Genomic DNA, 23651 nt, shown 5'->3' on the forward strand with positions numbered 1-23651 from the left:
TTTTAGCGAATTCCACTGATTTTGTGGATGATGCGGCTTAGAAAGCCAGATATCAGGCAAGCAGCCGGTCCCAATGCCGATATTCCAAACAGCTTTGGTAGCAGAAAAAAGCCCCGCCGGACTATGCCGACGGGGCTTTTTTTTATCTATTGCGGGCCGAAACCCTGCGCAGCTATTGTTTAACCGCCACTTCTGATTTGGCAGCAGCCGGTGCAGCGGCGGTTTTGCCGCCTTTCATGCAGCAGGAGTGGCCGCCGGCCATGCCGCCCTTCATGTCTTTGGAGCAGGAAGCTTTTGCTTCGGTCGAGCAAGCGGCTTTCTTGCCTTTTTTGCCGTCTTTGTCATGGCCGTCGTGGGCGAAGGCAGTGGTGCCGGCAACGGCGAACAGGGCGAGGGCGAGCAGGGACTTTTTCATGGTTGGATGGTTGTTGGGGTTCGTAGCTGAAAGATACAACGGCTCGACTAAATCCCAACGTCCGCGTAATGCTGCGGGCCACCCTCCTGCCGGCCGCCGGCCCCGTTTCCGCATGCCCCTTCGTCGTATTGCTCATCTGGCCTTGCTCGTGCTGGGGCTGTTGTCTGCCCTGAGTGCCTATTATGTGGCGCAGCTGCGCTTCAATTATAATTTCAACGACTTCTACCCCGCCGGCGACCCCGACCTGGACTACTACCAGGGCTACACCCGCCGCTTCGGCAACGACAACGACTACCTGCTGCTGGGGCTGGAGGCGCCCACCGGCCAGACCGTATTCGCGCCCGATTTTATCCGGCGCGTCGACTCCCTCACCCGCCTTGCCCGGCGCGAGCGGCACGTGGTGGCCGTCACCTCCCCCACCACCATCAGCAACCCCGTGGTGGAGGGGCTGGGTTTCTTCAGCCTGCCCTACCTGCACCCCGACGAGCCCGCCCGGCGCGCCCAGGATTCCACGCTGATTTACCGCACGCCCGGCCTCGTCGGCAACGTGTTCAGCCCCGACGCGCGGGCCGTCACGCTGGTTATCCAAACCACGCCCGACCTCAAAAAGCCGCCCGGCGACTCGCTGCTGGCTAGCCTGCGCAGCGGGCTGGCCAAGCTAAAAGTCCCCGAAAATGAATACCACTTCGCCGGGCGCGCCGTGGCCCAATCGGTTTTTGTGGACCGGCTGCAATGGGAACTGGCCGTGTTCATGAGCTTGTCGGTACTGCTCGTCACGGGCCTGCTCTGGTTCACGTTCCGGACCTGGTGGGGCGTGGTGCTGCCGCTGGTGGTGGTGCTGGGCGCCATTTTGTGGGGGCTGGGCGTGATGGGCGCCTGCGGCGTGAGCATCGACCTGATGACGGCTCTGCTGCCGGTGATGATGTTCGTGGTGGGCACTTCCGACACGGTGCACATCATCACGCGCTACGTGAGCGAGCTGGGCTACGGCGCCAGCAAGCGCGACGCGTTGCGGGTCACGCTCAAGGAATCGGGCTTCGGTTCGGGGCTGTCGGCGCTCACTACCAGCCTGGGCTTTTTCACGCTGATGACCAGCACCATCCGGCCTATTTACAACTTTGGGCTGTTCACGGGCATTGCGGTGCTGCTGGCGTTTGTGCTCAGCTTCACGCTGCTGCCGGCGCTGCTCTTGCTGCTGCGCAAGCCGCAGCTGCGGGTGCCGCGCCAGCAGGGCCACAGCTGGGACGGCGTGCTGGGCCGCCTGTTTCGCACGGTGCTGGTGCGGCGACGCTTGATTTTTGCCGTGAGTGCGCTGGTGCTGGCCGCCTCCATCGGCCTGGCTACACGGGTCCGCATCAATTCCTCCTTGCTCGATGACTTGTCGAAAAACGACCCCGTGAGGCTGGATTTTGCCTTTTTTGAGCAGAAGTTCGCCGGCGTCCGGCCCTTCGAATTGGAGCTAAAACCGGCCGGCGGACGCGACATTTATGACCTCACGGTGCTGCGCCAGACGGAGCAGATTGAAGGTTACCTGCAGCGCACCTACGGCCTGCGCTTCGCCGCCTCGCCCGTCACACTGGTGAAGTCGGTGCGCAAAGCCTTCAATGGCGGTGGCCTGGCCGAGTACCGTCTTCCAGCCGATTCGGCCGAACTGGCCCGCCTGCGCGGCAAACTCAAGCTCTTCCGCAAAAAGCCCGAGTTCAGTGCCCTCGCCCTGCCCGACGGCAGCGCGGGCCGCCTCACCGGCCGCATGGCCGACGTGGGCAGCATCCGCGCCGATGCCCTGAACGAGGGCCTGCGCCGCTACCTGCGCACGAGCATCGACAGCACCGTGCTGCGTACCCGCCTCACCGGCTCAAGCAACCTGATTGACAAGAACAACGAGAACCTCACGCTGAATATGATAACCGGCATGAGCATCGACGTGCTGATGGTCACGCTCATTGTGCTGGCCCTGTTCCGCTCGCTGCGCATGACGGTGGTGGTGCTCATCCCCAACCTCGTGCCCATCCTCATTGTGGCCGGTGTGATGGGCCTGGCCGGCGTGAGCATGAAGGTGAGCACCAGCATCATCTTCACCATCGCCTTCGGCATCGCCGTCGATGATACCATCCACTTTATCAGCAAGCTGCGCCTCACGCTCGCCCACGAGCCCAACCTGTTCCGAGCCGTGAAGCACACCTACCTGCTGGCCGGCAAGGCGGTTATCGTCACTTCGCTCATCCTGGTGGGCGGCTTCTCCACCCTGCTGTTCTCGTCCTTCGACGGCACGTTTTACGTGGGCCTGCTCATCGGCCTCACGCTGCTTTTTGGCGTGGTGGCCGAGCTCACGCTGCTGCCGCTGCTGATACTGTATTTCTACCGGCACAAGCCTAAGGCGATAGTAGAACCAGCAGCGGAATCATTAGCTTAATATTCATTATCTGCATAGCCATGAAAATCGCCGCAACATTCAGTTTGCTTCTCGCACTTGGATGTTTCGGCTGCCGCAGTTCTCTTCAGGCTGTTAATAGCTGCGATTGTTGTGACACAACATACACCAGCATCAAAGCAGCAAATAATTGCCTGTTAGCATCTGGCTCGCCAAAGACAACTGTTGATAACAGGCTGCTTCTTATTGCCTTTGTCACGAATAACATAAAGGCAAATCAGAAATTGGGCTGGAACATCATTGGCGACAACCAAATTATTAACATCGCTAAACGGCAGTACCTTTTAGTGACACTGGATGCGAATAATTTTCAAGGCTCTACTGAATTAAGTGAATTAATTGCCAAGTATAAAAACACCTCATTCTTCGTAATTACCAATCAATCATTGTATCCGTTTGGCAGTTGGACAACTGCAGATAACAAGGAATTTGTGATTAGCCAACTTGTCACTGGAAATGGTCCATAAGCTGTAGCAGACAGATTAAAACGGTTATTGGATTTCCTTAAACTCCCTCCGTCCGGTAAATAACGTTTGAGCGCAGCACGTACTTCACGCCCTGCGTCACTTCGCTACATTCGTGGAAGAGGCTGTTCAGGAAAATTAGCGCCATGCCCTGCCGCGGCTGGATATGCAGCCCGCGATACGTGGTGTCGCCGCCCAGTCAGCGGCGTAAATTTCGTGCGGCTAGCTACGGGAAAGACGCACGCAGCGACCTTTCCGTAGCTAAGTGAAAGTCAGGATATTCAATAAGTAACTCGATGCACATAGGTAGCTCCAGGAGCCAGCCGAACGGTATCGTGCGCTACTACCAACTGACCATTGACCGTTTTAAAGCTTTTTAAATCGACTGGTTGGTTTGCGGCCACTTCGATATTGCCGCTTGGCAATTGGTTGAAAGTGAATACGACGGCATAAGTGAAACGCCCGCGGCCGCGGTAGGCTCCGTTCGCAAAGCCGTATTCGCCCCAGTAATCGCCCACAATCTGCGCGGCATTGGTGATTTCCGGATGGACAAACGCTTTACGGGGCAGAAGCCAATCACTTACAATGACTGTATCCCGGCTCAGGCCCAGCCAGCTAGCTCCCGTTTGGTCACGGTCAAGGATGTACTTGCTGGCATCACCCGAATAGCAAACTTCGAAATAGCCATCTTTCAACTCATCCTCTTTTACATAGAAATTGAGGCGGTAATTTCCTTGGGCATCCGTCACCGTTTTGGCTTTAGTCCGGACGTCTGTGCTGAAGGCACCTTTCCAACGTACCCACTGCATGCGGACCGGCAATCCGGCAAGCGGGGTGGCGCGGTTATCGGTGGTGAAACGCCCCACTATTGTGGTGCAATGGTCGCTACACGCTGGCTCCTCTACCTCTTCCTTCTTACAACTGACACAACTGATTACGGCAATACCATACAGAATGGTGCTGAATAACTTTTCCATAGCGCGGTGAAGTGAGAACCAGTGGATTTGTCCAAAAGTATTTGGCTCTGTGCCGACAGACAATCTAACTTTTTTCAGAAAAGGACTTTTAGAAGCGTTGCCCCAGGCTTTTAAAAGCAGGATTGTAGCTAACTGGCAGTATTTGTCAAGCTAAAAATCCGACATTACCGATACAAGAAACGGGCTAATGCTCCCCTCATTTTGGCTCATGAGGTAGGCCATCGCTTCTCACCATAAGTGTGGAATCAGAACATCCATTAACTTTGCAACTCAAAGTTCTTTTTCACCATGAACTATTTCGTTGCTCCCGATTCCATTGTGCGCCGCATCTGGGGCTCGGCCGATACGGTGCTTTTCATTTTCGCCGGTGCGGCGGCCGAGTTTGCCTTGAATAAGGCCGTGGACTGGCTCTATTTCACCGGCCGCCTGCCCGCCGACCCGCTCGACCGCCTGTTCTCCACCGTCGACTACGCCCGCCGTATCGTGTTTGCCGACCGCGCCGGGGCCGAGAAGGCCATCGACACCATCGCCGCCATTCACGGCGCGGTGGAGGCCAAGCGCGGCCGGGCCATCCCCGACTGGGCCTACCGCGACGTGCTGTTCATGCTGATAGGCTATTCCATTCGGGCATTTGAGGTACTGGAGCGGCCGCTCACCGAGGCTGAGTGCGCCGAAATTATGGCCGTATTCACACGGGTGGGCCAGCGCATGGGCATCCCCGATTTGCCCACTACTTACGCAGCCTGGCAAGTGGCCCGGCAGCAGCACCTGGCCCAAAATCTCTTGCTGAGCTCCTATACAAAAGACTTATATGTGCAATACCACAAGCACCTGGGCGGCCCCCGCTACCACTTGCTACGGGCCGTGCAGGGCCTGGTGGTGCCGCCAGCCGTGCGAGAGATGCTCGACTTGCCGCCTGGGGGCCTGATAAGCCCGGCCGTGACCGCCTACCGCCTCACCAAGCAGTGGCCGGTCAGCCAATGGGCCAAAAACGCCATGTTGCCGGCCGAGTATCAAGGCCGCATTCAGGCTCTGAATGCCCCACCGCTGGACCAAGCCGCCGCGGTGGGTTCGCAGCCGTTGCCCAAACGCTGCCCGATGCATTTTTTGCACAGCTAGAATGGGCATGCAGCTACGAATAAATAAGTGGTATTTGCTCTGTGCCAGCACATTGTTGATACTGGAAACCCTCATTGCGCTTTTCCTGCACGATACAATCATTCGGCCCTACGTGGGGGATGTTCTGGCTCCCATCTTCCTTTACTGCCTGGTGCGCGGTGGCCTTCTGATATCGCCCAAGCGCGCGGCTATGGGGGTGCTGCTCATCTCATATCTGATAGAGTGCCTGCAATATTTTCATCTGCTGGCGTTGCTGGGCTGGCAACACCACCGGCTGGTGGCCGTGCTGCTGGGCAACCATTTTGAGTGGGCCGACCTGCTGGCCTATACCGGTGGCGTGGCGCTGGCTTTGCTGGCGGAGGGCATGGTGAGGGCCCGCTCCACCGCCCGGAACGAATGGCTTGGCACGTCAGGTTAGGGCCAACGTGGGTCTGGCCAGCCGGGAAGGCTTTGGCGGCCCGGTGCTATTTTTACCAAAAAACTGCTATGAAATTTCTTTTTGCTCCCGGCCTGCTCCGGTTCTTTTTCCTGTTGCTGCTCGGCGCGGCCAGCCTGGCCACGACTTCCTGCAAGAAAGATGAGCCCGAAATTCAGGACTACAGTGCCCGCGACCAGGGCTTGATTAAGGACTATCTGACCGCCAACAACATCACCACGGCTCAGGAGCAGGCCTCGGGGCTTTATTTCCTACCGGTGCGAACCAACCCGAACGCTACAAAGGTGGCCGTGGGCTCCTACGTATCGGTGCTCTACACGGCGCACCTGCTCGATGCGGCCGGCACGGTGTTCGACGCCTCATCGCGCCATAACAACCTGCCCGTGACCTTTGTGGTGGGCGCCGGGCAGCTGATTTCCGGGTTTGAGCAAGGCATTTCCCTGATGCACATCGGCGACAAGGCCGAGCTGCTGATTCCGTCCCGCCTGGCTTATGGCGCTTCGACGGGCAACGGCCTTATCCCGGCCAATTCGGTGGTGCGCTTTGAGGTGGAAGTGGTCGATTACAAAGCAGTAGATGACAACCTGATTACGAGCTACCTAACCAGCAAGAACATCACCACGGCGCAAAAACAAACGTCGGGGCTGTACTTCCTGCCCGTCGTTACCAACGCGAATGCGGTGCGGCCGGCCATTGGCTCCACGGTGGTGGTGCAGTACACCGGGCACCTGCTCGATGCGGCCGGCACGGTGTTCGATGCTTCCACGCCCAGCTCGCCGCTCACATTTACCCTGGGCCGGGGGCAGCTGATTGCCGGCTTCGAGGAAGGCATTGCCCTGATGCACAAAGGCGATAAGGCGGAACTGCTGATTCCGTCGGGCTTGGCCTACGGGCCGCAGGGCGCCAGCACCCGCATTGCCCCCAATACCGTGCTGCGCTTTGAAGTGGAGGTAGTGGACGTGCGCTAAGTGCCCAATGCGCCGATGCGCCCATGAGAAGCCGGTGGCCAGCACTATGCCTGGTCACCGGCTTTTTTAGATAGTTCGGAAGCTGCCAACAAGGACGAAAGCCGCCTTAACCGACCGGCTTCATGCAAACCATGGCAGGTCACCCTTATTTTTACTTAAAAAAACACATGAAATTTCCTTTTTCAACCGGCTTGCTCCGGCTCTTATTCCCCGTGCTGCTGGGCTCGGCCGCGGTGGTCACCACCGCTTGCCAGAAAGAAGAAACCGTTGATTACGCGGCCGTCGATGAAGGCCACATCAAGAAGTACATCGCCGACAATAACATCACCAACGCGCAGCGCCAGGCTTCAGGCCTATACTACGTGCCTGTGACGACGGTGCCCACGGCGCAGAAAGCGGTGGCGGGCAAAACGGTTTCGGTGCTCTATACCGGTACGTTTCTCGATGGCAAAGTTTTCGATGCTTCCAAGAACCGGTACACGCCCATCAGCTTCGTACTGGGCAATAACCAGGTTATCAAAGGGTGGGACGAAGGCATTGCGCTCATGCGCAAAGGCGAGAAAAGCGTATTGCTAATCCCCTCAGCGCTGGGCTACAAAGACCAGCAGGCCGGTTCCATTCCGCCCAACACGGTGCTGCGGTTCGAGGTCGAGCTGGTTGACATTCAATAGCCAGCGCAGTGCCTTCAGGCCCCACCCACCCGTGCCAGCAGCGCGGCGTGGTGCGGGGCCCGGCGCAGAATCTCCTCATTGCCGAGCAGCACCAGCTGCTGCCGCGCCCGCGTGAGAGCCACGTTGAGCTTGCGGTCGACGGTGCCGTCCTCGTTGGGCGACACCATCAGCTCCAGTTGGTGCTCGTGGTGGCAGCAGAAACTCACCACAATGACGTCACGCTGCGAGCCTTGGTAGCGCTCCACGGTATCCACGCTCACCTGCGTTAGCGTGGGCAGCTTCAGCTCTGCCGCTAGTGCCGCCAGCCGGGCTCGGATAAGGGCCGCCTGGTTGCGGTAGCTGGCAATGATGCCCAGCGTGGTTTCGGGGTTGAAATCGGGCCCGTAGCCCTGCACCACGTAGGCGGCGGTGCGGGCCGCCAGGTCGGCCTCCTGGGCCGATTCTTTCATGGATAAATCTTCGGGCTGGCGGCGCGTGGGCACAAACACCAGGCGCCGGGCGTACAGCTGCTCGGTGAAGGCATCGGTGGGTGCGGGCCAGGTGGCGCGGTTCAGGGGCTCGTGCTGCCAGGGCATGGGGCAGCGCAGCAGGCCGTTGTAGAAGTCGTCGTTCACCAGCGCCACCAGTTCGGTGTGCATGCGGTAGTGGTCGGCGAGGGTGCCGTGGGCGTGGGGCCACTGCGCTTCGGCTTTTTTGAACAGCCGCTCGAAGTAGGAATTGCGCAGGTTGCTGAGGCCCAGCTCCTGCTGCAGCAGCTCAGCCACCTCCTCGGCCACGGCGCTGGCTTCGGGCTCCTGCGTGACCACGGCCGGCAGCTGGCGATGGTCGCCGATGAGGATGAACTTATTGACTTTGGAGAGCAGGCTCAGCATGGGCGCTTCGAGCACCTGGCTGGCTTCATCCACCACGGCCAGGTCGAACTGCTTGAGGGTGAACAGCTCGGGCTTGCCCAGCAGGCTGGCCACGGTACCCACGTAAAACGGGCAGTTCTTGAGCCGGTCGCGCACGGCCTGGCGCGTGGCGCAGTCGCGCAGCATGTTATCGAGCAAATAGGGCCGGTAGTGCGGCGCCGTGCCCAGCCGCGAGCCCACCCGAATAAAGGGCAGCCCGGCCGCCACCAGCTGCTCGCAGATTTCATCCACGGCGCGGTTGGTGTAGGCGGCCAGCAGCGTGTGCTTGTCCTGCTTGTAAAGCCGCTCGGCCAGTTCGCGTAGCACGGCGCGGGTTTTGCCGGTGCCGGGCGGGCCGCAGAGCACAAACCAATCGGGTGCGGCCAAGGCGCGGGCCACCACCTCGGGCGCCGTGGTAGCGGGCGGCGAGGCCGGTGTCCAGAATTCGGGCTCGGGCCGACGGGGGGCAGTGCGGGCCAACAGCCGCTGGCGGCGCTCCGGCGCCAAACTTAGGAAGGCCGAAATGCTGGCCCACTCGCGGCGGAAGGTATCGTAGGTGTCGGGTTCCAGGGCCCAGTGCGAGTGGCCGTGCAGGTAGCGCGGGGCCAGCCGCCGGTTTCGGATGGAAAGCACCACGCGGCCGTCGGTGCCGAGGTCCTCGGCCAGCACCACTTTCACTACCTGGGCATCGAGGACGCTAAGGGGCGCAGCCTGGTCGGGCGCCACGCCGGCCTTGCGGCGCGGGTAGAGAATCAGCGTGTCGCCGGCTCGGAAGTTGACTTCGCGCCCACCGGCCGGGCGCTGAAACACCAGGTGCGGGCCAAGGCCGTCGCGGGCTTCGTCGTCGGCATTGCTTTGGTCTTCAATTAATTCCAGCTCATCGAGCAGGCTGAAGTTTTGATGTTTGCGGGCCTGGGGCAGCAGCCAGAGGCCGGCCTGCCCGCCAGCATCGCCGGGGCGGGCCTCGTCGCCGAGCAGGGTGAGGCGCATCTCGCGGGCCGAGAAGCGAATCAGCTCCAGGCAGTAGGCGCGTTCCACCAGGTCGGCCGCGGCCCAGGCGTTGGCCACGTGCTGGGCTTTGTCGCGGCCGAAGCTGGGCAGCCCGCTCAGGTCAGGTTTGATAACGGGCGTGAGCAGCTGCCGCGTCTGGCGGGGGCCGGTGGCGCGGGCCAGCTGCAGCTCCACCCCCACCAATTGATTGCGGGCGTTGAGCAGGCGGTCAATCAGGGCTTGGTCCTGGTCAACGCGGCGCACGGCGCTCTGGCCATCGGCAGCGCTGGAATACAGAATGCTGGTGCGGCCCCGGCCGGCGGTTTCGCCGTCGGCCCCGAACACCGACTCCAGCAGCAGACGGTAGAGCTGGGCCTGGGCGGTGTGGTTGGTCCAGGGCGGGCCGCTGGGCACCGATTTCGAGCTCTTCAACTCGATGAGGTCGTAGCCGGTGTTGCTTTCGTGCAACAGGTCGAGGCGGCCCTGCAGGCCGTAGGTGGCCGAGAGGAAGGTGGGTTCGAGGAAGCAGTCGGCCACGCGCAAGCGCTGCTGCTGGTAGCCGGTGCGGCTGTCGGCCACGAAGCCGCGCCGCTGGGTATCGCGCAGGGTGGCGTGGTGGCGGCGCAGGTCGTTGAACAGCTCCGGCACGCCGTTGCGGGTCTGAAACTCAGGCAGCGTGCTCAGCGACAGCGGCGCGAGGCGGAACAGGCGCTTGTGAAGGAAGTGCTCGAGGTCGAAGTCGGAAGTGCCTAGTGCCTGGGGCTTGGTGCCTGGCTCATCAGCCACGTTAGTGCTGGCAGCGGCATCAAACGTGTTTTCAATTCCGGTGAAGCTATTTCTTGCGAAACCCTGGCCGGGCCGGCCTTTTTCCAGCAGGTTCGACAACGCAGCCATGCGCTCCTTCACTTCGGAATCTTTGCGCTGGCTTTTCAGCTCCTCGTTGCGGGCGGCATGGCTCACTTCTTCGTCCAGCAGCATGTTCACCAGGTTACCGAGCACCAGCGGGCGCGATATTTCATCGGGCAAAAAGGCGCTAATAAGAGCCCACTCGGGGATGGTGCCATCCTTTTGGGCGCATTCGGCCACGGTGGTTACGCTGATGAGGTAGTCGGGCTCGAGCACCACGCGGCGCGGCTGCACGCGGCCATCGGGCAGCAGCACCGGGCCGATGAGGTGCAACGTGGGGTGCAGCGCGGCGGCCGTGGGCAGCAGGCCGGCGTAGGCTTCGGGCAGCACCACGTCGAACGGGCCGGCGGGCCGGCCGTCGGCGGGCTGATTCATTTCCACCGTCAGCTCGCCAGTGGCCAGGTTGGTGGCCAGCACGTGCACGCGCCAGGCCTCGAGGGGCGTAGCGGGCGGCAGCGGGGCCGCCGCCTGGGCCGCCAGCGCGGCTTCGAAGGCGGCCTGCTCGTTTTCTTCCAGGCCAGCATCGGGCGGCAGCTGCAGGGCCGGGCCGTCGTAGAGCACGCCGTTGAGCTGCTCAATTAGTTCTACCACCGCATTGAAGCCAGAAACGACTTCGGCTGCGGTACCGGGGTAGCTTTCGTGCAGCACCAGGTTGGCGCTCAGACGCAAAGCCTGCAGCTGGTGGCGCAGGCGGCCCGTGAGCTCGTGCTCATACGCCACGAAACCGATGGCCTGACTGAGGTTGCCAAAGCTCACGCCGCGGCGCTTGTACTCGTCGCGCAGCACGGCTTCGAGCAGCTTGCGCAGGCGCGGGAGCTGGTCGGCCGGCGTGGCGGTGGCGTCGGTGGCGAGGGCCGCGAGGCGTGGAAAATAGCGGGCAGGCATAAGCTTCGGCGGTAGAACAAGGTTAAAATTACCGCTAAAGGAGAGATTTTACATCAGTTTGGCGGAAACCTCTCCTCTGAATCACTCTACTCCCCCACCCGCTCAAACACTTCCCCGTCGGCCAGCTCGTAGCGAATCAGGCCGGCCTGCTTGTCCCAATGGAAGGATTTCATGCGGCCGGAGCCGTAGTTTTTGGCGTTTTGGCCGTCGCGAAAAACAAAGGCACCGGGATAGGTTTTGCCGCTGCTCAGGTGGCAGGGCTCCGGCACCAGCACGTCGGTGGGACCAATTTTCTGGCCGGCGGGCAGCGGGTAGTCCAGGCCGGCCATGCTAAGCTGCAGCCGGGCAGGCACGTCGGGCCTGATTTTATCGGCCACAATGCTGAAATAGGGCCGCTTGGGGTCGTACAGCGTAGCAGACTCCAAGCCGTACTGCACGTGGATGGGCTGGTAAGACCCCGATTCCAGCTGGTTGCAGTCGGTGTTGCTGAACCATTCGCGCTGCTCCAGCAGGGTCATGGTGTTGGCATGGCCGCGGTTGCTGCGGAAGCTGATGGTGCTGCCTTTGGGATGCGCCGGAAACCAGGCCCGTTCGTCGGGCGTGAGCTGCACCTGCTCGCAGCTTCCGCAGCTGGCCGTCAGCAGCGAAAGGAATGGCAATAGTCTTTTCATGTTTTACGCCGGACGGCTGGCGAAAGCCAACTGAGTTGCGCCATACCCGCTACCGGGCCGCAGTGAGCCCCATGGGTGCGGCCAACGCGCCCTCTTCGTACATGTTGAGGTAGAGTTTCAGCGGTTCTTTCCGGCCTTTCCAGGTAACGGAATAGATGTCGAGCTGGCCTTCATTGAGCACACCGCCCGCCTCTATTTTAAAAGCGCAGCAGCTGCCTTCGAGCTGGTATTCAATAGGCTGCCCTTTGGGACCTAGTAGCGCGTTGAGGTAACGCTGCTGGTTGCGGGCGCCAGCCTCCTTGCCGCCGCCAACTCGCACGGGGTTGGTTTCCGTAAAGCCGTAGGTGGTGTCGGTGCTGGTTTCCTTAACGAGGAAGGGCAGCACGCCGCTCGCGCCTTTTTCGTGCAGGCCCTCCGACACGGCGCCGCCGTAGGTGGGCGGAGTTTTCGGACGGATGGTTTCGCAGCCCCACACGCCCAATGCGGCCAGCAGCAGGACGCTGGCTTTTTTCATTAACTGGATTTTCTTCATACCAATGCCGTTTTCTCCACTGTTTTCCGGCCTACAAAGAACTACACAGCAGCTTATGTTTCGGTTTTGCTTCGCGGCGGCGTCCCTGCTACCCCTGCTCAGCGCCGCCCAGGCCCCGGCCGTGACGCCCGACAGTCGTCTGCCCGGCCTGCTCCAACAGCGGGCCGAGCTCACGCGGCGCTACGCCGAAGCCAGCGCCCAGCGCCACAGCCTGTTCGGCAACAAGCCCTCCAAAAAGGACTTGCAGGAAGTGGTAGATGCTCTGCAGGGCATCGTCGACAAGGACCAGCAAATTGTGGACGTGCTCAACGAGACGGCCCAGAAAGCCACCACCACTTCGGTGCGGCTGGCCGCCACTACCACCAAGCTGGAAAGCACTTCCCGCGACGACCGCAACCTCACTGCCCAGCGCCTGCTGGAATTGGAAAACGAAACCCAAAACCTGCGCCAGCGCGAAAAACAGCAGCTCGCCAAACAGCGCGACCTCGAAGCCGAAGTAGCGGAAGCCAAGCAAGGCCATTTCGTGCGCGACGCCCTGATTGCGGCATTGGCGGTGGCCTGTCTGGGCCTGTTGCTGGTGCGCCGGCGGCGCAAGTAAGCCGTACTTTCACCGCCATGTCCGCTACTTTTCCTTTCCAGGTCACGGCCGCACCGCCGGCGGTGCAGCCCGAATACCAACTGCTCATCTTCGCCGACGTGGGCGGGCTGGACGACTATTACCAACTGTTCCAGCACTACGGCTTTGGCGGCACGGCCGACTCCTGGGCCGAGCACATCGAAACCATCATCGAGGAAAAGCAGCCCGGGCTGCTGGAGGAGCTGGAGTTTGGCGAGGGTGGGCACACGTTTGTGGCCTACGCCAGCGGGCCAGCGGCCGTAGCCGATTTTATGACCTGCGTGTTGCCTCATTTTGATACTTTGCCGCACCTGCAGCAGTACCTGAGCCAGGCCGACCCGGCAGATTTTTTCAGGTGAGGCTGATTACAATACGTCTGTCATCTTGAACGCAACGGAGGACCATCTCACTTTTGAGCGGTAGCCGTTGATGCCAAGTGTTATTCGATGAAAAGGTCCTTCGCTGCGCTCAGGATGACAGATTTATTCTGTTCATTCAGACCGGCAAATCCTCCTACATTTGGCGCCTACCCCGCTCCCATGATATCCTTCACCGAAGCGCAAGCCCAGGCCCTCATCACCGACCCCGGCACCCTGAAACGGGGCCAGGAGCTGCTAAAACCCGCCAAATGGGCCAACCTGGGCCGGACCGATACGGCCGCCTGGGGCGAGTGCGCCGGCAGCGGTAGCAAGCCCTACCTCACCGGCATCGACCTCACGGAGCCCGCCTTTAAATGCAGCTGCCCGAGCCGGGTGTTTCCCTGCAAGCACGGGGCCGGCCTGCTCCTGCTCATGGCCCGCCAGCCGGAACTGCTGGCGGGAAGCACGCCGCCGGCATGGCTGGAAGAGTGGCTCAGCAAGCGCCAGCAAACGCAGGAGAAAAAGGCCGAGAAAACCACGCCCGTTGCGAAAGCCCCCAAAGCAGCGGCCGCAGCCGCTCTGCTCGATAAGGATGATTCGGCAGATGCTACGGCTGTCCTGGACGGCACTACGACCCCGGAGGCAGCCGATGAGCCGGCAAAACCAGCTGGCCTCAATGTCGACGCCAAGCGCATGGCCCGCATGGCCGCCGGGGCTGAAGACCTAGCCGCCTGGCTCGAGGACCTAATGCGGGCCGGCCTGGCCACCCTCGACCAGCAGCCCGCGAAGTTCTGGGAAAGCCAGGCCGCCCGCCTGGTCGACAACCAGTTGCCTGGCCTGGCTGCAGTTGTGCGCGAGCTGGCCACCCTGCGCCATGCTCACGCCGACTGGCCGGCCCGCATGCTCGGCCGCCTGGGCGAGCTGTACCTTTTAGTGCGTGCCTTTCAGAACCTACCCCAGCTCAGCCCCGAGGCTCGGCCGGAAATCCTCCAGCAAGTCGGCGTCAACCTCAAAAAAGAGGACCTCCTGGCTACTGCGCCGCCCGTGGCCGATGCCTGGCGCATACTGGGCCAATTCCGCTGGGAGGAAGACCGGCTCACCGCCCGCCGCACCTGGCTGCACGGCCGTCACACCGGCCGTACCGCGTTGGTGCTGGAGTTTTCCTTCGGCGGGCAGCCCTTTGGCACGCCGTTCATCCCGCACGGCAGCTACTTGGGTGAGCTGGCTTTTTACCCCGGCCTGCTGCCCTTGCGCGCCGCGCCGGTTCAGGTGAAGTTTGATGGTACCGTGCCGCTCGGCGCTGTACCTGCCGGTCAAACCATCAGCCAGTTGCTATACGACTACGCCGACGCCATGGCCCGCCTGCCCTGGCTGCGCGAGTGGCCCGCCACTCTCAGCGAGGTGCTGCCCACGCCCCTGCCCGATGGCCGCTGGCAGCTGAACCATGCCACCGAAACCGGCACGCTGCCGTTGCGCCTCACCGATGAGGACTTTGGCTGGCAGCTGCTAGCCGAAAGTGGAGGACAGCCGCTGACGCTGTTTGGCGAGTGGGATGGGCAGGCGTTTCGGCCGCTGAGCAGCTGGTTGGGTGTTTCGCCTCCTGGGGCTTTCCCCTTTGCCGCATTCACTGATAAGGAAGAAAGGCCCGTTCGTGAGTCCGATTTCAACCCCACTGACATCAGAAGTAAGTCTGGTTTTCTCTCTCCCGAAGCCAAAGAATTAGAGGATAAAGCCCCCACGGGCGCAGCGGTATTACCCAGTGCCGCTCAGCTCCTTCGCATTGCCCTGCTCGGCACGCGCCAAAGCGGCGAAACCGTTCCCGCCTTCCCCACGCCCGCTGCTTCGCCTGAGCAGCAGCTCCTGCTGGCTGCCGGTACCCTGGCCCTCATGCGCAAGGCCGGCCACCGGCCCGCTACAGCTACCACGCCCGCCCTTGCGCCCGCGCCGCCCGAACTGCTACCGGTGGTGGGCCCCAAGGGCACGGCCCACCTGCACCAGATGCTCGTCAACAACTTGCATCTGGAGCTGCTACCCGACTACCTCACCCGCTTGGCGGGCCGCGATTTGCGGGTGCCGCCGGCCCTGCTGGTGCCGCTGCTGCACCACGCCGTTCGCTCGGCTGATACGCGGGCGGCGCTGGGGCCGGTGCTGGGCGCACGCGGCCTCTGGCTGAGCCGGCAAAACCCCGATTGGGCCAAATTGGCCGATGTCGCTGCCCCCGCTGCAAGCAGTCCGGCCACCACCGAAACCTGGGAAACCGGCACGCTGCCCCAGCGCCGCGCCTGGCTGGCCGAACGCTTCGCCCTGGCCCCCGACGAGGCCCGCGCGCTGCTCCTGGCCGCCCTGCCCGCCGAGCCGGCCAAGGCGCAGGAGGCCTTCCTCGAAATTCTGGCGGGGCACCTGCACCCCGACGCCGAGCCCGCGCTGGAGGCCCTGCTGAAAGCCCGCGGCCAGGACGTGCGTCGGCTAGCCGCTGAGCTGCTGGTGCAGCTGCCAGGAGCGGCGCTCACCGAGCGGCTGTGGGCTCGGGCCGCGCCGCTACTCACGGCCAAGCGCAAGCTGCTGGGCCTGGGCAAGCCGGAGCTCGACGTTATCCTCCCCGAGGCCTGGGACAAGTCCTGGCTGGCCGATGGCATTGAGGAGAAAAATGCCCGTTTTCTGTCGCCTTATGGGGCTACGTTTAAAACGGCCGTGGGGCCCGCCACCGCTCGCCTCGCCAACCTGCTGACCCTGCTGCCGCCCCGCCGCTGGACCGCCCACCTCGGCCTGACGCCGGCTGAACTTCTGGCTGCGGCCCTGGCTTCGGAATGGGCACTCCCACTGCTCTCGGCCTGGGGCCAAAGCACGCTGCTGCACCGGGATTCGGACTTTGCCGCTGCCTTTCTTAGCCTGTGGCTGAACGAGCGGCCGGCCCTGGAAAAAGCCCACGGTGACCGGGGCATCGACTGGATTTCCTTGGCTGCTATGCTTCCCGACAAGGCCCGGCAGGAGCTGGTGCTTGAGCCAATTTTAGAGCGTGTGCGCCGCCAGGTGCCCAATTGGACGCAGGACCTCGGCTTGGTGCCCGCGCCCTGGCCCCGCGCTTTCAGTCTGGCAGTTGTGAGGGCTATTGCCAGCCAGTTGGCCAACACGGCCACCCTGTACCAGGTCAATGCGCCGCCCTACCACCTGCGCCAGTTGGCGTGGCTGCTGCCCCAAACTGTGGCTCCCAGTACTTCTCCCGCCGATTCGGCAGCCATCATTCAGCAAGCTGAAGTCATTCCCGACCTACACCAGACCTTCCTTCCTCAACTCCACGAATTCACCGACACCCTGCGCTTCCAGGCCGACTTGGAAGGGTCGCTGAGCGAGTGAATTCGATAAATCAGAACGTCATGAAAACGGAACGTCATGAAAACGGAACGTCATCAAAACAGCACGTCATGCCGAGCGCAACGAAGCATCTTTACCGCAATGGTAAATAATTGCGTTGCGCAGTAAAGGTGCTGCGCTCGGCATGACGCCAAATAAACTCCTACCCCCACACCCTCCTGCCCTCACACCCCCAAACTCCATGACGCCCACCGCCCTGCTCCGCCCCCACGCCGAAGACCTCTACGCCGAAGAGCTCGCCGCCCTCAAAGCCCTCGACCAGGACCGCCCCAAGCCGCCGGGCTGGCAGCTTTCGCCCTGGGCGGTGGTGACGTACTTACTGGGCGGCAAGCTCGACAACGGGTTTGAGGTGGAGCCCAAGTACATCGGCCAGCGGCGGCTGATGGAAATTGCCGTGGCCACCCTGGCTACGGACCGCGCCCTGCTGCTGCTGGGCGTGCCCGGCACGGCCAAAAGCTGGGTGAGCGAGCACCTGACGGCGGCCATCAGCGGGCATACCAACCTGCTGGTGCAGGGCACCGCCGGCACCGCCGAAGACAGCCTGCGCTACTCCTGGAACTACGCCCGCCTGCTGGCCGAAGGCCCCACACTAGGCGCGCTGGTGCCCAGCCCCCTTTACCAGGGCATGGAAACCGGCCAGCTCGTCCGCATCGAAGAACTGACGCGCATCCCCTCCGATGTGCAGGATACGCTGCTCACCATGCTGTCTGAGAAAGTGCTGCCCATCCCCGAGTTGAGCACCGAAATTCAGGCCCGGCAGGGCTTCAACGTCATCGCCACGGCCAACGACCGGGACCGGGGCGTGAACGAGCTGAGCAGCGCCCTGCGCCGTCGCTTCAACGCCGTGGTGCTGCCCCTGCCCGCCACCCTGGCCGAGGAAGTGCACATCGTGCAAACCCGCGTGGCTAAGCAGGGCCAGGCCCTTCAGCTGCCCGTGGAAGCCCCTGCCCTAGCCGAAATCAGCCGCCTCGTCACCGTGTTCCGGGAGCTGCGCCAAGGCGTGACCGACAACGGCAAAACCAAGCTTAAGAGCCCCAGCGGCACGCTCAGCACTGGCGAGGCCATCTCGGTGATGAACGCCGGCCTGGCCCTGGCCGCCTACTTCGGCGACGGCACCCTGCGCGCGCCCGACCTGGCCGCCGGCCTCACCGGCGCCGTCATCAAAGACCCCGCCCCCGACCGCGTGGTGTGGCTCGAATACCTCGAAACCGTGGTGAAGGAGCGCGAAGGCTGGAAGGACTTGTACCGGGCGTGCCGGGAGGTGGTGGAATAATTTTTGATAATCAATTACTATACACCCACCAACATTATGACGAAATTCCCAATCCCTATTTATCTAAATCAAAAGTATGTATTTGACATACTCGCCATGTTAGAAGATGGATTCAGCCATTTTCAAACATTGAAAACTGTTTCTTCAACCTCAATCGAAACAGCGCTAAAGTCGCAAGGAGAAGTTGGTCTAAATAATGTATTTGCATTTCTAGGAATTAAAATGTCAGGTGAAGCTGGCAAAAACAATAAAGATGGAAATGAAGTAGCATCTGAGACTAAAAAAATTCACACTCCAAACTCACTTTTCGGCAAATTAATATCCTTGTTAGAAGAGAAAAATCTTTGTAAAAAAGAGAATATATTGCAATCTAACACTGGTGATTTTATCCTATTTAAAGCTACTCTTCGAAAGAATCCAGCTATAGATGCATTAGAAAGCCATTTGGCTTTATTCAAACTTATTCAAGAATTTCAAGAAAACAATCATTCGAATAAGACTAATAAGTCCAAAGAACAATCCGACAGCAAGCTTATCAACCAGTTTGAAATATTAGTCAAACAACTAAAATTAGAAGGTAGCCTTGACCTAGTAGGTGACAACAAAGGCAAAGAGGAATTTAAGGTTGTTTTAACTATTGATAGGGACTATCTAAATGACCCTTCTCTATCTGATATAGTCGATGGAGATTTTTACGTTCTAGGAAAGACTATTAGAGTCATTACTTCAGCCGATGAAGAAATTAATCTTCTTAGAAAAACAAGTTTAGGCAATTTTTCACCTCCAATGCTAGAAAAATTCTTTTCGGGATTTCGGAATTTAGCGCAGCATGGATTGAAGGATGTTGAGATTAATACCACAATTGCGGGACCAGTACTTCAAGTGATTCCAATTTCTATCTACGCCTAGTATTTATCGCTCCGCTGTAACAACTAAGCCTTTCGACCTCTGCCTATTTGGCATCCGCCGCTAGCCTATAGCTCCAACATCATAACTAACGCTGTAAGGAGGTTCGCCAGCCCGCGTCAGCCCCAATGGCCCGCAGGTAGCGCGGCTGCTTTCAACCTTCCTTTTCATGCAAGAATTTGACATTCTAATTATCGGCGGGAGCTACGCCGGTCTTTCCGCTGCCATGGCCCTGGGCCGCGCCCGCCGCCGGGTGCTAATCCTCGACACCGGCCGGCCCTGCAACCGCCAGACGCCCCATTCGCACAACTTCCTCACGCAGGATGGCGCCACGCCGGCGGCCCTACGCGCCCGGGCCATTGAGCAGGTGCTACAGTACCCCACCATCGAGTTACGGGCCGACGAGGCGCTGACAGCCGCGTCCGTCGAGGGCGGTTTCCGCATCGAAACGGCCGCTGGCACTAGCATTAAGGCCCGGAAAGTGGTGCTGGCCACCGGCATTACCGACATGCTGCCCGCCTTGCCGGGCTTTGCTGAGTGCTGGGGCATCTCGGTGCTACACTGCCCCTACTGCCACGGCTACGAAGTGGCCGACCAGCGCCTAGGCGTGCTCGGAAATGGCGACGTGGGCTTTGAATTTGCTCGGTTAATTCGGCAATGGTCTGCCCAGCTCACGTTGTTTACCGACGGCCCGGCCACGCTCACTGAATCCCAGCGGGCCACGTTGGCCCGCCACCTAGTTGGCGTGGTCGAAACGCCCATCCGCGGCCTTGCGCACGACCAAGGCCAACTCCGCGCCGTGCAGCTGGCCGATGGCAGCAGCTACCCGCTCGATGGGGTTTTTGCCCGCGTGCCCTTCGCACTTCCCGGCACGCTGGCTCAGCAGCTGGGCTGCGCCATCACGGAGATGGGCTACGTGCAGGTGGATGATTTTCAGCGCACCAGCGTGGCAGGCGTGTACGCAGCCGGCGACAACACCACGCCCATGCGGGCCGTAGCGGCCGCCGTGGCGGCGGGCTCCAAGGCCGGGGCCGTCCTCAACAAGGAGCTGATTGACGAAAGTTTTACTTAAAACGCGGGAAGGGTTGGGCGGGGTGTTGTTCATTTGCAGCCCCTGCCCTGCATTTCCGCCCTATGCCTTCCGACCTCCGCCTGTTCGGCATTCGCCACCACGGCCCCGGCAGCGCTGCCAGCCTGGTAGCGGCGCTCGACGACTTCCGGCCCGACATCATTCTGCTCGAATGCCCCGCCGATGCCGAAAGCGCCCTGGCCACCGCCACCAACCCCGAACTGGTGCCGCCCGTGGCGCTGCTAGTGTATAACCCCAAGCTGCAAGGGCAGGCTTCGTTTCTGCCATTCGCGGAGTTTTCGCCGGAGTGGCAGGCGGTGCACTGGGCGGCGCGTAATGCGGCGCACGTGCGGTGCATGGACTTGCCAATGAGTTTGCGGTTTGGAATGCGGGAAGCAGCTTTGATGCCGCTTGGCGAAACCCCTCCCCCCACTCCCCTTTCCCCCGAAGTGGATGCACCGGCTCGGGAGTATGACGAAGCTTCAGGCGCCGAAGCGACTCCTGTTTCTGCTGAAGGGGGTGAAGCACCGGAGGTCGAACCCGACACCGACCCTGTGGCCTACATTGCCCGCCTGGCCGGCTATACCGACTCGGAGCAGTGGTGGGAAACCCACCTGGAGCACGCCCCCGGGAACGCCGATACCTTTGCCGTGGTGCTGGACCTGATGACGGCCCTGCGGGAGGAGCTAAAACGCCCCGAAACCGAAGAAACCCTGCTGCGCGAGGCCTTCATGCGCGAAACCCTGCGTGCTACCCTGGCCCAGGGCTACCCGCGGGTGGCGGCAGTGTGCGGGGCCTGGCACGCGCCGGTGCTGCAAGCCGAACTGCTGAAAAAGGAAGATAAAGCCCGGCTGAAAGGCCTGAAGAAAGTGCCCACCGAAACCACCTGGATTCCGTGGACCTACGAGCGGCTGTCGTTTAGCTCGGGCTACGGCGCGGGGGTGCTGTCGCCGGCCTGGTACGAACTGCTTTTTGCTCAGCCCCGCGCTGAGGTGCTCACGCACTGGATGGTGCGCGCCACCCGCCTGCTGCGCGGGCAGGACGTGGACGCCTCCTCGGCCCACGCCATTGAGGGCGTGCGGCTGGCGGCGGCGCTGGCCAGTGTGCGCGGGCTGGCCCTGCCGGGCATTGATGAGTTGCAGGAAGCTGCCGTGGCCATTTTGGGCGGAGGCTACGCCGAGCCATTGGCGCTAGTGCACAAGGAGCTAGTGATTGGACACAAGCTGGGCGAGGTGCCCGCCGGCCTGCCCGCTACGCCCCTGCAGCAAGACCTGGCCCAGCAGCAGAAAACGCTACGCCTCAAACCCGAAGCCGTGGCCAAGCCGCTCGACCTCGACCTGCGCCAGCCCGCCCAACTCGACCGCAGCCACCTGCTGCACCGCCTGCGCCTGCTCGACATCAACTGGGGCGAGCCGGAGGAAGTGTCGGGCAAAAGCGGCACCTTCCACGAGCTCTGGACGCTGGAATGGGAGCCCGAAATGGCTCTGGCTGTGATAGAAGCCGGCCGCTGGGGCAATACCGTGCTGGCAGCCGCCGCCGCCCGCGCCACCGCTCGCGCCGCCGAAGCCACCAGCCTCGAAGCCGTGAGCACGTTACTCGAAGAAGCCCTGCGCGCCGACCTGGGGCCAGCCATTCCGGCGCTGGTGGCCCGGCTCGAAACCATTGGGGCCGACACCCGCGACGTGACCCACCTGCTGGCCGCCCTGCCCCCGCTGGCCCAGGTGCTACGCTATGGCAATGTGCGCCGCACCGATACCGCCCAAGTAGCCCAAGTGGTGCAGCAACTGGTGCCACGCCTGTGCATCGGCCTGCCCGTCGCCTGCGTCGGCCTCGATTACGATGCGGCCAAGGCCCTTTTAGCCCGTCTCGAAGCCACCCACCAGGCCATCCGCCTGCTGCAAAACGACGCGCACGAAGCCGACTGGTACGCCGCTCTGGCCGCTGTGCAGCGCAACCCGGCCAGCAACGGCCTGCTGGCCGGCGCCGCCACTCGCCTGCTATTCGACGCACAGCAAACCGACCCGGACGATACCGCCACGGCCCTCGGCCTGGCCCTGGCCCCTGCCCAGCCCACAGATTACGCCACCGCCTGGATTGAGGGCTTCCTGCGCGGCTCGGGCCTGCTGCTCATTCACCACCGCGAGCTGTTCGACCTGCTGGATGGCTGGTTAGGTGACCTAAACGAAGAAACTTTTCGCGAAATCGTGCCGCTGCTCCGCCGCGCCTTCACCGACTTCTCGCTGCCCGAGCGGCGGCAGATTCTGGAGATTGCCAGTTCCGATGCGCCAGTTGCGGCCGCAACAGAGGCGGAGGATTTCGACTGGGAGCGCGGGGCGCTGGTGCTGCCAGGGCTGCGGGAGTTGCTGGGGGTGTGACCGTCATGCAGAGCGCAGCGAAGCATCTCGCGTGCAAGAGTGACTCAATCTAAGGAAATTAGTTGTGCTGGCGAGATGCTTCGCTGCGCTCTGCATGACGCTCTTTTAGCGCAGCCTAACGCACTGCCTGCCGCTTTTTCCCCACGATGGTTTCGTGGTGCATCTCGCCCCAGTTGCGCAGGGCCTGTAGCACCTCCCCGAGGGTTTTGCTGTATTCAGTCACCTCGTATTCCACGGTTTGGGGCGTGGTGTTGAGCACGGTGCGCGTCACCAGCCGGTCCATTTCCATCTCCTGCAGCTCCTTGGAGAGCATGCTGGGTGAAATACCGAGGGCCCGGCTCAACTCCTTAAAGCGGTATTTGCGCTCCGCCAGCGCCGCCAGAATCACCAGTTTCCACTTGCCACCCACCACATCCAGGGTGTCGCGCACCGACCGGTGGGCACTGCGGCACTCGCCGGCGCGGGAGAAGTCGAGTTGAACGGAGGCGGCACGGGGCGCAACTGTTTCGGGAGCCATAGCAGAAATAGTCGTTTGGCTCTACTACCAACGGCCGGCCGGGAAGTTTGCCAGGGCCGGACGAGCGGCCGCGCAACGAACTGTGGGCCAGAAAGCTACTGTTTGCAGTACCGGTACTGTTTTGAGAATCACCTAGGAATTGGGCTTGAGGGGCAGATAGGTTTGCCGGGCCAGTCAGCCCACACCATTGCGGCTGGCCCCACTCCATCATGCATATTCTGCACATCATTTCCAGCCCCCGTTCCAATTCCTACAGCGCCCGGCTGGGCCATCAAATTGTGGCCAAGCTCCTGGCCGCCCACCCCGGCAGCACGGTGCACGAGCGCAACCTCAGCAACCACCCGCTGCCCCACCTCGAAGAGGTTTTTGTGCAGGGCATCTTCACGCCGGCCGAAGCCCGCACGCCCGGCCAGGCTACCGCCGTGCAGCACTCCGATGAGGTGATTGACGAGGTGCTGGCGGCCGATGTGCTGGTCATTGGCTCGCCCATGTACAATTTCAGCATCTCCTCCTCGCTCAAGGCCTGGCTCGACCACGTGGTGCGGGCCGGGGTCACTTTCAAGTATGGTCCCAATGGCCCCCAAGGCCTGCTCACGGGCAAAAAGGTGTACCTCGCCCTAGCCAGCGGCGGCGTGTATTCCGGCGGCTCCCCCATGGCCGCCTACGATTTCATGGCGCCCTACCTGAAGCCGGTGCTGGGCTTCATCGGCCTCACCGATGTGGAAGTGGTGCGGGTGGAAGGCACCAGCATCCCCGACCTGGAGCCTACCGCACTAGCCAAGGCGGTGGACAGCGTGGCGGTATAAAGA

At 61.7% G+C, this 23651-nt stretch carries 20 protein-coding genes; 14 read left to right on the plus strand and 6 right to left on the minus strand.

The annotated features are described in order from the left end of the window. Positions 1–172 precede the first annotated feature (172 nt). Positions 173–415 (minus strand): hypothetical protein, encoded by a 243-nt coding sequence (locus I2I01_RS02720; RefSeq protein ID WP_196284877.1) that lies wholly within the window; start codon positions 413–415, stop codon positions 173–175. Between the two features lie 112 nt (positions 416–527). On the opposite strand from I2I01_RS02720, the gene I2I01_RS02725 reads away from it, so the two are divergent. Together I2I01_RS02725 and I2I01_RS02730 are read left to right on the plus strand one after the other, a co-directional pair. Continuing rightward, entirely contained in the window at positions 528–2828 is a 2301-nt protein-coding gene (locus I2I01_RS02725) for an efflux RND transporter permease subunit (RefSeq protein WP_196284878.1), read from the plus strand. A gap of 20 nt (positions 2829–2848) precedes the next feature. Further along, positions 2849–3313 carry a hypothetical protein gene (locus I2I01_RS02730; RefSeq protein ID WP_196284879.1) on the plus strand — a complete coding sequence of 155 codons (465 nt, stop codon included), beginning with the start codon at positions 2849–2851 and terminating at the stop codon, positions 3311–3313. Positions 3314–3591: 278 nt separating this feature from the next. Here the strand turns inward: I2I01_RS02730 and I2I01_RS02735 are convergent, their stop codons facing one another. Then, positions 3592–4287 (minus strand): hypothetical protein, encoded by a 696-nt coding sequence (locus I2I01_RS02735; protein WP_196284880.1) that lies wholly within the window; start codon positions 4285–4287, stop codon positions 3592–3594. A gap of 288 nt (positions 4288–4575) precedes the next feature. Between I2I01_RS02735 and I2I01_RS02740 the strand changes: the two genes are divergently transcribed. The 4 genes from I2I01_RS02740 (at position 4576) to I2I01_RS02755 (ending at position 7481) form a co-directional block, all read left to right on the plus strand. Further along, positions 4576–5406, plus strand: a complete 831-nt coding sequence (locus tag I2I01_RS02740; protein ID WP_196284881.1) for an oxygenase MpaB family protein — start codon at positions 4576–4578, stop codon at positions 5404–5406. Between the two features lie 52 nt (positions 5407–5458). Next, a complete protein-coding gene (locus I2I01_RS02745) occupies positions 5459–5824 on the plus strand; it encodes a ribosomal maturation YjgA family protein (protein ID WP_196284882.1) in 366 nt (121 codons plus the stop codon). A gap of 68 nt (positions 5825–5892) precedes the next feature. Next, positions 5893–6810, plus strand: coding sequence for an FKBP-type peptidyl-prolyl cis-trans isomerase (locus tag I2I01_RS02750; protein WP_196284883.1), 918 nt, complete (start codon positions 5893–5895; stop codon positions 6808–6810). A 167-nt stretch (positions 6811–6977) separates the two neighbouring features. After that, positions 6978–7481, plus strand: a complete 504-nt coding sequence (locus I2I01_RS02755) for an FKBP-type peptidyl-prolyl cis-trans isomerase (RefSeq protein WP_230678861.1) — start codon at positions 6978–6980, stop codon at positions 7479–7481. 14 nt (positions 7482–7495) lie between these two features. Here the strand turns inward: I2I01_RS02755 and I2I01_RS02760 are convergent, their stop codons facing one another. From I2I01_RS02760 to I2I01_RS02770, 3 genes are all read right to left on the minus strand, one after another. Further along, positions 7496–11152, minus strand: coding sequence for an AAA domain-containing protein (locus tag I2I01_RS02760; RefSeq protein ID WP_196284885.1), 3657 nt, complete (start codon positions 11150–11152; stop codon positions 7496–7498). Between the two features lie 86 nt (positions 11153–11238). After that, positions 11239–11823 carry a hypothetical protein gene (locus tag I2I01_RS02765; protein ID WP_196284886.1) on the minus strand — a complete coding sequence of 195 codons (585 nt, stop codon included), beginning with the start codon at positions 11821–11823 and terminating at the stop codon, positions 11239–11241. A gap of 49 nt (positions 11824–11872) precedes the next feature. Next, positions 11873–12337, minus strand: coding sequence for a hypothetical protein (locus I2I01_RS02770; RefSeq protein ID WP_196284887.1), 465 nt, complete (start codon positions 12335–12337; stop codon positions 11873–11875). A gap of 73 nt (positions 12338–12410) precedes the next feature. Between I2I01_RS02770 and I2I01_RS02775 the strand changes: the two genes are divergently transcribed. The 7 genes from I2I01_RS02775 (at position 12411) to I2I01_RS02805 (ending at position 22325) form a co-directional block, all read left to right on the plus strand. Beyond that, positions 12411–12953 carry a hypothetical protein gene (locus I2I01_RS02775; RefSeq protein WP_196284888.1) on the plus strand — a complete coding sequence of 181 codons (543 nt, stop codon included), beginning with the start codon at positions 12411–12413 and terminating at the stop codon, positions 12951–12953. A 17-nt stretch (positions 12954–12970) separates the two neighbouring features. Then, on the plus strand, positions 12971–13330 hold the full coding sequence (locus I2I01_RS02780; RefSeq protein ID WP_196284889.1) for an Imm51 family immunity protein: 360 nt from the start codon (positions 12971–12973) through the stop codon (positions 13328–13330). 180 nt (positions 13331–13510) lie between these two features. After that, positions 13511–16684, plus strand: coding sequence for a DUF5691 domain-containing protein (locus tag I2I01_RS02785; protein WP_196284890.1), 3174 nt, complete (start codon positions 13511–13513; stop codon positions 16682–16684). A 199-nt stretch (positions 16685–16883) separates the two neighbouring features. Then, positions 16884–17975 (plus strand): ATP-binding protein, encoded by a 1092-nt coding sequence (locus I2I01_RS02790; RefSeq protein ID WP_196284891.1) that lies wholly within the window; start codon positions 16884–16886, stop codon positions 17973–17975. 36 nt (positions 17976–18011) lie between these two features. Next, positions 18012–18884 (plus strand): DUF6414 family protein, encoded by an 873-nt coding sequence (locus I2I01_RS02795; RefSeq protein WP_196284892.1) that lies wholly within the window; start codon positions 18012–18014, stop codon positions 18882–18884. Positions 18885–19050: 166 nt separating this feature from the next. Next, complete coding sequence (locus I2I01_RS02800; RefSeq protein ID WP_196284893.1) at positions 19051–19953, plus strand: NAD(P)/FAD-dependent oxidoreductase; 903 nt, start codon at positions 19051–19053, stop codon at positions 19951–19953. A gap of 62 nt (positions 19954–20015) precedes the next feature. Next, the gene (locus tag I2I01_RS02805) at positions 20016–22325 is read left to right on the plus strand and encodes a DUF5682 family protein (protein ID WP_196284894.1); all 2310 of its coding nucleotides are present in this window, start codon (positions 20016–20018) and stop codon (positions 22323–22325) included. 115 nt (positions 22326–22440) lie between these two features. Here the strand turns inward: I2I01_RS02805 and I2I01_RS02810 are convergent, their stop codons facing one another. Continuing rightward, a complete protein-coding gene (locus tag I2I01_RS02810; protein WP_196284895.1) occupies positions 22441–22842 on the minus strand; it encodes a winged helix-turn-helix transcriptional regulator in 402 nt (133 codons plus the stop codon). Between the two features lie 209 nt (positions 22843–23051). Between I2I01_RS02810 and I2I01_RS02815 the strand changes: the two genes are divergently transcribed. Continuing rightward, entirely contained in the window at positions 23052–23648 is a 597-nt protein-coding gene (locus I2I01_RS02815) for an FMN-dependent NADH-azoreductase (protein ID WP_211537782.1), read from the plus strand. The last annotated feature ends 3 nt before the right edge of the window (positions 23649–23651 follow it).

The organism is Hymenobacter properus (assembly GCF_015694735.1).
Taxonomy (GTDB): domain Bacteria; phylum Bacteroidota; class Bacteroidia; order Cytophagales; family Hymenobacteraceae; genus Hymenobacter; species Hymenobacter properus.

Excerpts from the sequence above, each read along its gene's own strand:
- I2I01_RS02720 (WP_196284877.1), bottom strand. The coding sequence starts at position 415 with ATGAAAAAGTCCCTGCTCGCCCTCGCCCTGTTCGCCGTTGCCGGCACC.
- I2I01_RS02725 (WP_196284878.1), top strand. The coding sequence starts at position 528 with ATGCCCCTTCGTCGTATTGCTCATCTGGCCTTGCTCGTGCTGGGGCTG.
- I2I01_RS02730 (WP_196284879.1), top strand. The coding sequence starts at position 2,849 with ATGAAAATCGCCGCAACATTCAGTTTGCTTCTCGCACTTGGATGTTTC.
- I2I01_RS02735 (WP_196284880.1), bottom strand. The coding sequence starts at position 4,287 with ATGGAAAAGTTATTCAGCACCATTCTGTATGGTATTGCCGTAATCAGT.
- I2I01_RS02740 (WP_196284881.1), top strand. The coding sequence starts at position 4,576 with ATGAACTATTTCGTTGCTCCCGATTCCATTGTGCGCCGCATCTGGGGC.
- I2I01_RS02750 (WP_196284883.1), top strand. The coding sequence starts at position 5,893 with ATGAAATTTCTTTTTGCTCCCGGCCTGCTCCGGTTCTTTTTCCTGTTG.
- I2I01_RS02755 (WP_230678861.1), top strand. The coding sequence starts at position 6,978 with ATGAAATTTCCTTTTTCAACCGGCTTGCTCCGGCTCTTATTCCCCGTG.
- I2I01_RS02760 (WP_196284885.1), bottom strand. The coding sequence starts at position 11,152 with ATGCCTGCCCGCTATTTTCCACGCCTCGCGGCCCTCGCCACCGACGCC.
- I2I01_RS02765 (WP_196284886.1), bottom strand. The coding sequence starts at position 11,823 with ATGAAAAGACTATTGCCATTCCTTTCGCTGCTGACGGCCAGCTGCGGA.
- I2I01_RS02770 (WP_196284887.1), bottom strand. The coding sequence starts at position 12,337 with ATGAAAAAAGCCAGCGTCCTGCTGCTGGCCGCATTGGGCGTGTGGGGC.
- I2I01_RS02775 (WP_196284888.1), top strand. The coding sequence starts at position 12,411 with ATGTTTCGGTTTTGCTTCGCGGCGGCGTCCCTGCTACCCCTGCTCAGC.
- I2I01_RS02780 (WP_196284889.1), top strand. The coding sequence starts at position 12,971 with ATGTCCGCTACTTTTCCTTTCCAGGTCACGGCCGCACCGCCGGCGGTG.
- I2I01_RS02785 (WP_196284890.1), top strand. The coding sequence starts at position 13,511 with ATGATATCCTTCACCGAAGCGCAAGCCCAGGCCCTCATCACCGACCCC.
- I2I01_RS02790 (WP_196284891.1), top strand. The coding sequence starts at position 16,884 with ATGACGCCCACCGCCCTGCTCCGCCCCCACGCCGAAGACCTCTACGCC.
- I2I01_RS02795 (WP_196284892.1), top strand. The coding sequence starts at position 18,012 with ATGACGAAATTCCCAATCCCTATTTATCTAAATCAAAAGTATGTATTT.
- I2I01_RS02800 (WP_196284893.1), top strand. The coding sequence starts at position 19,051 with ATGCAAGAATTTGACATTCTAATTATCGGCGGGAGCTACGCCGGTCTT.
- I2I01_RS02805 (WP_196284894.1), top strand. The coding sequence starts at position 20,016 with ATGCCTTCCGACCTCCGCCTGTTCGGCATTCGCCACCACGGCCCCGGC.
- I2I01_RS02810 (WP_196284895.1), bottom strand. The coding sequence starts at position 22,842 with ATGGCTCCCGAAACAGTTGCGCCCCGTGCCGCCTCCGTTCAACTCGAC.
- I2I01_RS02815 (WP_211537782.1), top strand. The coding sequence starts at position 23,052 with ATGCATATTCTGCACATCATTTCCAGCCCCCGTTCCAATTCCTACAGC.